The sequence below is a fragment of the Faecalimicrobium dakarense genome, from assembly GCF_000499525.1.
Taxonomy (GTDB): Bacteria; Bacillota; Clostridia; order Peptostreptococcales; family Peptostreptococcaceae; genus Faecalimicrobium; species Faecalimicrobium dakarense.
Genome location: NZ_HG529384.1, coordinates 1 through 10501 on the forward strand (window position 1 = coordinate 1; position 10501 = coordinate 10501).

Consider the following 10501-nt stretch of genomic DNA (forward strand, 5'->3'; position numbering starts at 1 on the left):
TTTTAAAGCTTCACGTATAGCTTTAGATAATTGGTCTGGACATGATGTAGCCTTTCCGCCGCAAGGTATATTTTCTAATTTATTTGCAACTTCATGAGCATCTTGTCCTATTACTAAGTGTTTTATTCCAATCATATTCCCTGGACATCCACCTATGAATTCGATATTTGTTATTTTATTGTTGTCATCCACATCAAATGACATTTCTCTGCAGCATACACCGCTTGGTTTAAAAGTTATTTTCATCCCATAAACTCCCATTCATAATGATATTTTAAACTAATGATACCAAGATATGGATAATATTGCAATATATAAAAGATATGCATAATACAAGCATTCTATTTAATATAGTATCATATGATATTTATTATAGGGAGGAGGATGTTATTTGAAAGTATATATTTCGAACTATCTATCAAAGAGTATTAGCGTACTTAATTACGAGACGTTTAATTTGGAAGAAGATATAGAACTAGAAGAAAGAATTTATCCACATCATTTTTGTATAGATAAAGAAAAATCATTAATCTATATACCAAGTTCTAATGATGGAATTTTGTATGTTATAGACTTAAATACTAATAAGATTATAGATAACATATCTATAGGTGGTAGCTTAAGTCAAGTTGCATTATGCAATGGTGAATTATTTGTATCTAATGAAGATTCAAATAGTATATATATAATAGAGCAAGATAGTTTAAATCCAATCGGCATAATCAGCGTAGATGAGATGCCACATGGATTTGATTTTGATCATGAAAATAATAAGTTATATGTACCCTGCATAGATTCTATAGTTTGTATAGATACAACAAACAAATGCATAGATAAAAAAGTAGATACAGACTTTAAAGCATGGCATATAAAAATAGATACGAAAAAATATGAAATATATACATCAACTTTAGATGGAAAATTAGTAATATTAGATGGGACTAATATGAAAGTTAAAAAAATAATAGAAGAGTTTCTACTACCAGTTCAAATATGCTTTAATTACAGTAAAAATAGAGTATATATAGCTGACTTGGGATATAAAAGTATAAGGATTTTAGAATATGAAACGGGAAAATATCTAGGGTCTATCGAAGTAAATGGAAATCCTCAAGGGTTAGAAATATCTAAAAATGAAGAATTATTATTTGTTTCGGATACTCAAAGAAATTCTATAAAAATATATAGTACTTTAGATAATAGTTTATTAAAAGAAGTAAAAGTAGGAAAAGAGCCTACAACCATATTATGTTTGTAGGCTTAATTATTATCACGTATAAGCAATTCGATTACTTCAGCATACATGTAAGAAGCATTTTTCTTCCAGTTATTGCAAATTAAATTGGCCTGCTTTTCTGAAGAAACATTTAAATTTAAATCTATTAAATTAGATTGATTTTCTATAACTCTTAAATTAACAATAAATTCATGATCACTTTGTTTAACAAAACTTGACTTTACTTGAGTATCAGATAATAAATTTTCTTTATTATTATTAATATACTCATCTATTTTTTTTGTCACATCCTCTGGGATTCTAGATAAGAAATATTCTAGTATCTCAAGCCCTTTTTGAGTAAGAGAGTAATATTCTCTAGCAGAGTCTTTGTATGTAGTTAAAAATTTGGATTCCATAAGTTGAGATAAAAACTGTTGAAGCGAGAAGTAATTCATCATCTCTGTTTCTAATACAACTTGTGTTATTTGAGAATTAGTTAAATCCATATTAATTTTATTTAAGATATATAAAATTAATAGCTTATGAGAAGCTAATTCTTCAGATGAGTTTTCAAACATAATATCATCCTCCGTAAACTATTTCTATATAATATATTAAACCAAAATATATAAAAATAAAAGCACAATTTATTTAATATTATATTTGACTATATTTTGGATAATTTTGCAAATAAAAAGGCTACCAAAATGGTAGCCTTTTATTTACTCAGGTGTCAGAATTTTAATCTACTTCCCAGCCATTTGTTGTTCAGCCATTTCAACTAATTTCTTAGTCATATAACCACCAACATATCCGTTTTGTCTAGCTGTTAAGTTACCTTTATCAACAGTATCATAGTTAGCTAAACCTATTTCATTAGCTATTTCTAATTTCATTTGGTTTAAAGCAGCTTTAGCTGCAGGTACTACAGTTTTGTTGTTGTTTGAACTTGACATAGTAAAATTCCTCCTAAAGTTGATATTTGACAACGAATTATGCTCTTTCGTTGTTAATACTAATTTGCCCACGAATGGGACTTTATATACTATTTTTTAAAAAAAATTATTTTTTAAGATTCTTTTCTATTCATTTTTATTTTTTTATCTTTTCTTATACCATTTACAGTACTATGAATTTCTCTTGGATGAACATTATTTTTAAATACTGAATTATCGTGGATACTTTCTCTTTCTCCATTTACATTTTTAGGGATATTATTTAAAGTTGCCATTAAAATTACCACCTTTCAATAAGATTAAATTTAGTTTCTCCAAATAACAAATTTATTTTAGTAGTAATTTTTTGAAATTAAAAAAATAAATTTTAAGTATAGGATAAATTATTACAAGGAGGTGTAGCATGAACAGCAGATTAAAAAAGACTAAGTCACTAATATCTAGTATTTTTTTTCTAGTGCTGACGTTAATATTATTATTTGCTTTAGTTTATGGTATAAGATATTTTTGCTACAAGCAAGAAAATGCAAATATGCCAATATATAAGGTTGATACACAAGAGAAGAAAATAGCTTTAAGTTTTGATGTTGCGTGGGGATCTGATAATATAGATGAAATTCTAAATGTATTAGATAAATACAACATAAAATCTACATTCTTTTTAGTTGGAAGCTGGGTAGATGATAATGAAGAGCTTGTTGCTAAAATACATAAAAAAGGACATGAATTAGGAAACCACTCAAATACTCATGCAAATACAAAAGAATTATCAGAAAAGGCAATAGTACAAGAATTAGAAATGACATCAAGTAAAATTGAAAAAATAACAGGGGATAAAACTACGTTATATAGACCACCTTTTGGAGATGTAGACAATAAGACTTTAGAAGTATGCAAATCTTTAGGATATAAAGTTGTTAAATGGGATGTTGATTCTATGGACTGGAAGGAAATAGGTCCAAATCACGTTATAGAAAGAGTTGCTAGAAGCTCACAGCCAGGATCAATAGTATTATTCCATGCAAATATAAATAACGTAGAAGATTACTTAGATTCAATAATAGGTAACCTTCAAAAAGATGGATACGAAATAGTTCCAGTATCAGAATTAATACATAAAGACAATTATACGGTAGACAGTAATGGTGTGCAAAAAATTAAAGATTAAATAGATATTAAGAAATTGTAATAAAAAACAAACTTAATCAATATATTTATTATATAAAAAAGATAAAACATAAGAATTAACAATTGTGGGGGGAGAAAAAAATGATAACTGTTAAAGACGATACTAATGTAGTAAACCTAAGGGGAGAATTAGAAGATAATTTAGAATTTAGTCATGAGATATTTGGTGAAAAATTCTATAATACTAAAATAAAAATAAATAGACTTAGTGATTCATATGATGTACTTCCGATAACTGTATCAGAAAGATTATTAGAGGAAATAGATTTTGAAAATAATAAATCTGTTAAGGTAGTAGGTCAATTAAGATCTTATAATAAAAATATTGATAATAAAAACAGATTAGTTCTTACTATATTTGTTAGAGATATAAAAGTCTGTGATGAGGAAAACAAAGACCCAAATAGCATATTCCTAGATGGATACATATGTAAAAATCCGATATATAGAAAAACTCCATTAGGAAGAGAAATAACAGATTTATTAGTTGCTATAAATAGGCCATATAATAAATCAGACTATATACCATCAATAGTATGGGGAAGAAATGCAAAGTTTGCAAAGAGCTTAAAAGTAGGGGATAGAATACAAATGTGGGGAAGAGTACAAAGCAGAGAGTACGAAAAAAAGACTGATGATGGAGATGTTCTTAAGAAAGTTGCGTATGAAGTTTCGATATCTAAAATAAAGAAAACTAGCGAAAATAACAATGAATAGGGTTTCATAAAAAACATTGAAATTTACCTATTGAATAGTTCCCTCGGATTGATTATAATCTATTCTATGATGATTTATATAAATGTACAAAATAAAAGAGGGGGAACACTGTGAAAAGCGTATTATATCATGATTACGAGCCTAATGCTGATTTGATTGATACTTCTGATGATGTAACATGTTTTTTAGATACTATCAAGTATGATATAGGAAACAATATATTACTTGTTGGAGAAATAGGCAATTTAGGAAAAAGATTAAGAATGTTAGGTGTGTATGTAACGATATTAGAAAATAGTGCATATGAGGATGTATGTTACTCTTTAATACACAATGAAAACTGTAGTGTTGTAAAAGGTTGTTTAGAGCTACTACCGTTTGAAGATAAATATTTTGATAAAGTGATAATACTAGATCACTTTAATAGTACTAACAACTGTAGTAAGGCTTCAAAAGAAATAAATAGAGTTTTAAAGACTAACGGAGAACTTATATTAGAAGATTTAAATCTAAAAAACTTAAAAGTCAAGTTAAAGCATTTAAAGCGTAAATTATGTGGTGAAAACATAACATACCACTATCCTCAAGATATAATAGATATATTCTCAAGCTTAAACTTTGAAGGTACTCTTAAAGAAGTTCAAAATGAAAGATATATTTATATAGGAAAAAGAAAGTAGATAATGTAAAATAAAATATATAGATAATAAAAATAAAGACTAGGTTATACCTAGTCTTTATTTAAATTTGAGTAACGTATTGGAGATTTGAGATATTTCTTTAACATGTGTCTTAAAATGTTTCGCCGACACGTCGCTCAAGTGTAGCGAATTTTTTTTATAGGAGAGGAAAAATGAATATAAATTATACTTTGATTATTGTTGTAATGTTATTTGTAATACTTATATCGATTCAGTTAACACTAAATAAGATATATTTAATATTAAAAGATATAAAAGAAATAATTAATATAAAGAAATTAAGGAATGATTAAAATGATAAGCTTAGAATATATTAAAGAAGATATTCAAAATATAGCAGAGGCCATTGTAGCCGTTTTAGGCATAGATGTAACTATAGTAGACCAAAACTTAGTAAGGATTGCAGGAACAGGAATATATATAGATAAAATAGGTGAAAAAGTATATGGGTACTCTGCATTTAAAAAATCATTAACAGAACAAATTGATATATTAATTGATGACCCAAGTTGCAATGTTATTTGCAAAGGATGTGATAGTAATATAGGCTGTAAGGAGTTTGCAGAAGTATGTTGCCCTATAATATGTGAGGATAAGTCTTATGGTGTAATAGGTCTTATAGCTTTCACAGAAAAGCAGGCAAATATTATAAAAGATAATAAAGATAACCTTATGAATTTTTTAGGTAAAATGGCTGACTTGATTTCTAATAAGTTAAAAGCTCAAATTAAAACTTATGAATTAGAATTAGAAAAGAAAAGACTAGAGACTTTGATAGATAGTATGGATAAAGCTATAGTATCTGTTGATGTAGATGGAAAAATAGATAAATATAATTCAAAATTTATGAAAATATTTAATTTAAAAGGAAATATAAAAAATAAAGATATATCAGATACACTAAGATTTATTGATAGACAGTCAATGAATAATTTTAAGAAAGATAAATCTTGTAGTTTCAATTATAAAAGTGGAGAGTATTCATTAAAAGGAATATACAATATAAATAAAATAATTCTAAAAAATGAACTTAAGGGATACGTTATAGATTTTATAGATAAAAGGGATGCTATAAAAAACTATAACAAGATAAATAAAGATTATATAATAACTCTAGATAATATAATAGGAGAAAGTGATATTATAAATAACACAAAGAAAGAAGCACTTATTGCATCAAAATCAACATCTACAGTTCTTATTACAGGTGAGAGTGGGACAGGCAAGGAGTTATTCGCAAGGGCTATACACAATCATAGTAGTAGGAATGAAAATCCTTTTGTAGCAGTGAATTGTGCAGCTATACCAGATAACTTGCTTGAAAGCGAATTATTTGGATATGAAGAAGGTGCATTTACTGGTGCTAAAAGAGGTGGTAAATTAGGTAAATTTGAACTTGCCCATAATGGAACTATATTCTTAGATGAGATAGGAGATATGAGTTTACATTTACAAGCAAAGTTGCTTAGGGTATTACAAGAAAAAGAGCTTAATAAAATAGGTGCAAAATCAAATGTATTTATAGATGTAAGGATTATAGCAGCGACTAATAAAGACTTAGAAAAGATGGTCAACAAGGGCACATTTAGAGAAGACCTATACTATAGGTTAAATGTAATTCCAATATCATTACCGAGCCTAAGAGAGCGTAGAGAAGATATTCCTTTATTAGCTAATTTTATGATGAAAGAATATGCTATTAAGCTTAATAAAAATGTAGTTGATATAGATAAAAGTGTTATAAATTTAATGATTAATTATAAATGGCCAGGTAACATAAGAGAGCTTCAAAATATTATAGAGTATAGTGTAAATATGTCTTCATCTTCTGTAATCACGCTAGATACAATGCCGAATAGAATGAAAAAAGTAGATAAAAATGAAGATATAGTAATTAAAGAAGGAATAATTAATCTAGAAGAATTGGAAAGAAGAGAGATTATAAAGGCATTAGATAAATATAAAGATTATAAAAAAGATAAGGATTTAGCAGCAAAGGCCTTAGGTATATCAAGGGCAACTTTATATAGAAAACTAGAAAAGTATAAAATAGTCTCAAAATGATACTAAATCTCATTTTGAGATTTTTTTGTATCGTTTTTGCGAAAAATTAAAACTATATAATAATATATTAAGTTAATAAAAAATAAATAATCTGTTATTATATAAATAATTTAAGTAAATTCTACATAATTTTATAAAATAATTTATATATTACTTAGTTTTAAAGTATGTGTATATTTCAATGATTGTATGATATTTAATAATAAAAATTTAAATATAAAAAATAATATTAATAGCTTCTAAAATATAAAAATATTAATTTAAATAAAAGTTGGCACATTTATTGCTATAAATATAAAACATAATATTATTATTTTGGAGGAGTTTATTATGATGGATACAAAAGTTATGGATATAAAAGAAAGATTAATTAATATATTAGTAGAAGAGGTAAAACCAGCTATGGGATGTACTGAGCCCGTTGCAGTAGCACTAGCTTGTGCAAAAGCTAAAGAATTATTAGGAGAAGAAATAGTTAATCATAGAGTATTAGTAAGCCCTAATGTTTATAAAAACGGTTTATGTGTTGGTATACCAGGAACAGAGAGAGTAGGACTTAAAATATCTGTAGCACTTGGATTTATAGGTGGTCATTCAGAAAATGGACTAAGAGTATTAGAAAGTATAACTAATGAAGAAGTTAAATTAGCTGAAAAATATATGGATAATACACCGATATCAGTATCTCCAGCAGATACAAAAGAAAAGGTGTATATAGAAGTTAATTTAGAAGGAAAAAATAATACATCAAAGGTAATCATAAGAACTAAGCATGATAATTTTGTATACCTAGAAGCTAATGGAAAAGTTTTATTAGCAGAAGAAGGATTCGTTGAAATTGCATCTACAACTGAATCAGTTGAAGAAAACATATTAGATACAATAACTATAAAAGAACTAGTACAAAATGTTGAAGATATGGAGTTTAAGAACATAGAATTTTTACTAGAAGGAATATCTATGAATGAAGAAATAGCTAATTATGGATTAGAGAATAAAATAGGTGTTGGTGTTGGATACGGAATAAAAAAATCTATAGAAAGTGGTTTATTAGGAGATGACTTAATTAATCATGCTATGATGATAACAGCTGCAGCATCTGATGCTAGAATGGGTGGAGTAAAAATGCCTGTTATGAGTTCAAATGGAAGTGGAAACCATGGTATAACAGCTATACTTCCAATAGTTGCATATAACAAAAAATTCCCTCAAACTGATGAAAAATTAGCTAAATCATTAGCTATATCTCACTTAGTAACAGCTTATGTTAAAAACTTTACAGGAAGATTATCTGCTGTTTGTGGATGCGGTGTTGCAGCATCAACTGGAGCAACTGCAGGTTTAGCTTGGTTAATGAGTGGGAATATAAAACAAGTAGAAGGTGCTATGGAAAATATAGTAGCAAACTTAAGTGGAATGATATGTGATGGTGCTAAATCTGGTTGTGCTTTAAAATTAGCATCAGCAGCATCAGCAGCAGTTCAAAGTGCTATAATAGCAGGTCAAGATTGTATAGTACCTCCATTAACAGGTATAGTTGGTAACACTGTAGAAGAAAGTATACAAAATTTAGGAAAAGTTAGTGATAAAGGAATGACTACTACAGATGAGGTTATAATAAATGTAATGGATGATATGAACAAGGTTGACTAATTTTGTTGCAAAAGAAGATAATCTTCGATAAAATGAAAAGTATCATTATATATAGTGGAGGATTATACTATGGATATAGAAACTAAAAAATGGGAAGTCCTATGTTCGGAGGAGCAAATAGCAAATAGGTTAAAAGAACTAGGATCTCAAATATCAGAAGAATATAAAGGTGAAAAACTTATAGTTATATCTTTATTGAAAGGAAGCTTCATATTCTGTGCAGATTTAGTAAGAAACATAACTGTACCAGTTAAAATTGAATTTATGACTACTTCAAGTTACGGACACGGAGAAGAAAGTTCAGGAAGAGTAAAATTAGTATCAGATATAGGTTCACAAATAGAGGGATGCCACGTATTAGTTGTAGACGATATAACAGATACAGCTCTTACAATGGACTTTGTTATGAGCCACTTAAAGTCTAAAAATCCAGCAAGCTTAAAATGCTGTGTATTATTAGATAAGCCAAGCAGAAGAAAAGTAGAATTAGTTCCTGACTACTGTGGATTTGAAATAGAAGATAAATTCGTTGTTGGATATGGATTAAACTTTGGAGATTACTACAGAAATATACCATATGTATTTAATGTAACAAACGAAGATAGATAACATAAAAAGTTGCTCTAATAGAGCAACTTTTTTATGTTCTAAACAAAGTGGATTTTAAGTAACGGATATAACTGAGTGAATACGAAGCTATATCGTTGACGCCGTGAACGAAGTGAACTTTATACACATATTAACTATAAAAACTTACAAAAAGTGGATAACTTAGATAAAAAAATATTTTTGGAGGTAACAACATGGGGATAAAAATGGTGCATCATATATGTATTCAAACGGAAGATTATAAGGAATCACTAGATTTTTACACAAAGATACTAGGTTTTGAGGTAGTAAGTGAAACACCGAACTTCCATACTAGAGATTATAATACTTGGATACGTCTAGGTGACTTTATGATAGAGCTACAAACACCAAAATCTGGGGATAAGTTTAATAAATGGAGTTCGTTAAATGGAGGTCCTGTTCATATGGCGTTTTTAGTAGATAATGTAGAAGAAGAATATAAAAGGATTATAGAATTAGGATATAATAATTTTAAATTAAAGAATGGTCAAGTTGTGTATAAAGTAGAAGGTGAGAGCTTATTTAAAATAAAAGCACCTGAAGGAACTGAAATAGAAATAAGGGACACAGATATAAACTAGAAGGCAGACTAATTAGTCTGCTTTTTTATATAGGATATTATTTTGAGCAACGGATCTGACCGAAGCGAATTTTAGTGTCAAAAGTACATAGATAACAATACTATTATAGTAGAGGGTAATTTTAAATTTTAGGAGGGGATAGTGGTGAGAAATTTTGAAGAAGAATATGGGCTAATTAGGTTTTTACATGCAGTTCCAGATAGCGATGCAGTAGATGTATATATAAATGATACTTTGTTTTTCAAAGAAATAAGATTTACTCAATTTAGCCCATATGTATATATTCCTAAAGGAAAATATAATATGGAAGTGTATAATGTTGATACAACAGAAAATCCAATATTAAGGGGTAATATTGAGGTTGAAAATGGAGAATTAGCAACTATTGCTGCCACAGGAAATTCTAATGACCTAGAATTTGTGACTATAAAAGAGGATAAAGAAAGAGCTCAAAGAGGATACTCTAAAATTAGAGTAGTTCACTTATCACCAAATGCACCAGAAGTAAATATATTGATAGATAAAAATATGCTATTTAAGGACGTTGAATTTAGAGATATTAGTGATTATGTAGAAATATTAGCAGGGGACTATAGATTAGATGTAGAAGCAGTAGCTAGTGGAAGGATTTTAAGAAGTAATCAAAAAACTATAAATCCAGATAGAATATATACATTTTATGCATTAGGGAATCTTCCTAATGTGCAAATATTTCAGTCTTTAGATGGTGCAACTTTTATAGCACCTTCAGCAGTAGAGTAAAAAAAAGCTTAGTTACTTACAGTAACTAAG

The 10501-nt window shown here is 27.9% G+C and carries 14 protein-coding genes; 10 read left to right on the forward strand and 4 right to left on the reverse strand.

Annotated elements, in window-relative coordinates:
• The coding region (locus tag BN899_RS12950) for a TIGR03905 family TSCPD domain-containing protein (protein WP_042276105.1) at nucleotides 1-246 on the reverse strand (246 nt) is incomplete at its 3' end.
• A gap of 145 nt (nucleotides 247-391) precedes the next feature.
• On the opposite strand from BN899_RS12950, the gene BN899_RS12955 reads away from it, so the two are divergent.
• Nucleotides 392-1258, forward strand: a complete 867-nt coding sequence (locus BN899_RS12955) for a YncE family protein (protein WP_042276108.1) — start codon at nucleotides 392-394, stop codon at nucleotides 1256-1258.
• A gap of 2 nt (nucleotides 1259-1260) precedes the next feature.
• Here BN899_RS12955 and BN899_RS12960 read toward each other — a convergent pair whose 3' ends face one another.
• The 3 genes from BN899_RS12960 to BN899_RS19110 all read right to left on the reverse strand — a co-directional run bounded on the left by BN899_RS12960 (nucleotide 1261) and on the right by BN899_RS19110 (nucleotide 2450).
• Complete coding sequence (locus tag BN899_RS12960; RefSeq protein WP_042276110.1) at nucleotides 1261-1797, reverse strand: DUF4364 family protein; 537 nt, start codon at nucleotides 1795-1797, stop codon at nucleotides 1261-1263.
• Between the two features lie 168 nt (nucleotides 1798-1965).
• Entirely contained in the window at nucleotides 1966-2175 is a 210-nt protein-coding gene (locus BN899_RS12965; RefSeq protein ID WP_042276113.1) for an alpha/beta-type small acid-soluble spore protein, read from the reverse strand.
• Nucleotides 2176-2288: 113 nt separating this feature from the next.
• Complete coding sequence (locus BN899_RS19110; protein WP_154658903.1) at nucleotides 2289-2450, reverse strand: hypothetical protein; 162 nt, start codon at nucleotides 2448-2450, stop codon at nucleotides 2289-2291.
• 128 nt (nucleotides 2451-2578) lie between these two features.
• Between BN899_RS19110 and BN899_RS12970 the strand changes: the two genes are divergently transcribed.
• From BN899_RS12970 to BN899_RS13005, 9 genes are all read left to right on the forward strand, one after another.
• Nucleotides 2579-3343, forward strand: coding sequence for a polysaccharide deacetylase family protein (locus tag BN899_RS12970; protein ID WP_042276116.1), 765 nt, complete (start codon nucleotides 2579-2581; stop codon nucleotides 3341-3343).
• A 101-nt stretch (nucleotides 3344-3444) separates the two neighbouring features.
• Nucleotides 3445-4080, forward strand: coding sequence for a single-stranded DNA-binding protein (locus BN899_RS12975; protein ID WP_042276118.1), 636 nt, complete (start codon nucleotides 3445-3447; stop codon nucleotides 4078-4080).
• 110 nt (nucleotides 4081-4190) lie between these two features.
• On the forward strand, nucleotides 4191-4760 hold the full coding sequence (locus BN899_RS12980) for a class I SAM-dependent methyltransferase (protein WP_042276120.1): 570 nt from the start codon (nucleotides 4191-4193) through the stop codon (nucleotides 4758-4760).
• A gap of 173 nt (nucleotides 4761-4933) precedes the next feature.
• Nucleotides 4934-5074: a hypothetical protein gene (locus BN899_RS19305; RefSeq protein WP_173399943.1), complete on the forward strand. Its 141-nt coding sequence runs from the start codon at nucleotides 4934-4936 to the stop codon at nucleotides 5072-5074.
• Nucleotides 5067-6845, forward strand: a complete 1779-nt coding sequence (locus BN899_RS12985) for a sigma-54 interaction domain-containing protein (RefSeq protein ID WP_042276122.1) — start codon at nucleotides 5067-5069, stop codon at nucleotides 6843-6845. The genes BN899_RS19305 and BN899_RS12985 overlap by 8 nt, the downstream gene beginning before the upstream one ends.
• A 330-nt stretch (nucleotides 6846-7175) precedes the next feature.
• Nucleotides 7176-8498 (forward strand): L-cysteine desulfidase family protein, encoded by a 1323-nt coding sequence (locus tag BN899_RS12990; protein ID WP_042276124.1) that lies wholly within the window; start codon nucleotides 7176-7178, stop codon nucleotides 8496-8498.
• A gap of 69 nt (nucleotides 8499-8567) precedes the next feature.
• On the forward strand, nucleotides 8568-9107 hold the full coding sequence (hpt, locus tag BN899_RS12995) for a hypoxanthine phosphoribosyltransferase (protein ID WP_147568562.1): 540 nt from the start codon (nucleotides 8568-8570) through the stop codon (nucleotides 9105-9107).
• A gap of 194 nt (nucleotides 9108-9301) precedes the next feature.
• On the forward strand, nucleotides 9302-9709 hold the full coding sequence (locus BN899_RS13000) for a VOC family protein (protein WP_042276127.1): 408 nt from the start codon (nucleotides 9302-9304) through the stop codon (nucleotides 9707-9709).
• Between the two features lie 144 nt (nucleotides 9710-9853).
• Nucleotides 9854-10471, forward strand: a complete 618-nt coding sequence (locus BN899_RS13005) for a DUF4397 domain-containing protein (RefSeq protein ID WP_042276129.1) — start codon at nucleotides 9854-9856, stop codon at nucleotides 10469-10471.
• Nucleotides 10472-10501 lie beyond the last annotated feature (30 nt).

Bases quoted from the DNA above. Each gene is read 5' to 3' on its own strand.
- BN899_RS12960 (WP_042276110.1), bottom strand. From the start codon at position 1,797: ATGTTTGAAAACTCATCTGAAGAATTAGCTTCTCATAAGCTATTAATT.
- BN899_RS12965 (WP_042276113.1), bottom strand. From the start codon at position 2,175: ATGTCAAGTTCAAACAACAACAAAACTGTAGTACCTGCAGCTAAAGCT.
- BN899_RS19110 (WP_154658903.1), bottom strand. From the start codon at position 2,450: ATGGCAACTTTAAATAATATCCCTAAAAATGTAAATGGAGAAAGAGAA.
- BN899_RS12970 (WP_042276116.1), top strand. From the start codon at position 2,579: ATGAACAGCAGATTAAAAAAGACTAAGTCACTAATATCTAGTATTTTT.
- BN899_RS12975 (WP_042276118.1), top strand. From the start codon at position 3,445: ATGATAACTGTTAAAGACGATACTAATGTAGTAAACCTAAGGGGAGAA.
- BN899_RS19305 (WP_173399943.1), top strand. From the start codon at position 4,934: ATGAATATAAATTATACTTTGATTATTGTTGTAATGTTATTTGTAATA.
- BN899_RS12985 (WP_042276122.1), top strand. From the start codon at position 5,067: ATGATTAAAATGATAAGCTTAGAATATATTAAAGAAGATATTCAAAAT.
- BN899_RS12990 (WP_042276124.1), top strand. From the start codon at position 7,176: ATGATGGATACAAAAGTTATGGATATAAAAGAAAGATTAATTAATATA.
- hpt (WP_147568562.1), top strand. From the start codon at position 8,568: ATGGATATAGAAACTAAAAAATGGGAAGTCCTATGTTCGGAGGAGCAA.
- BN899_RS13000 (WP_042276127.1), top strand. From the start codon at position 9,302: ATGGGGATAAAAATGGTGCATCATATATGTATTCAAACGGAAGATTAT.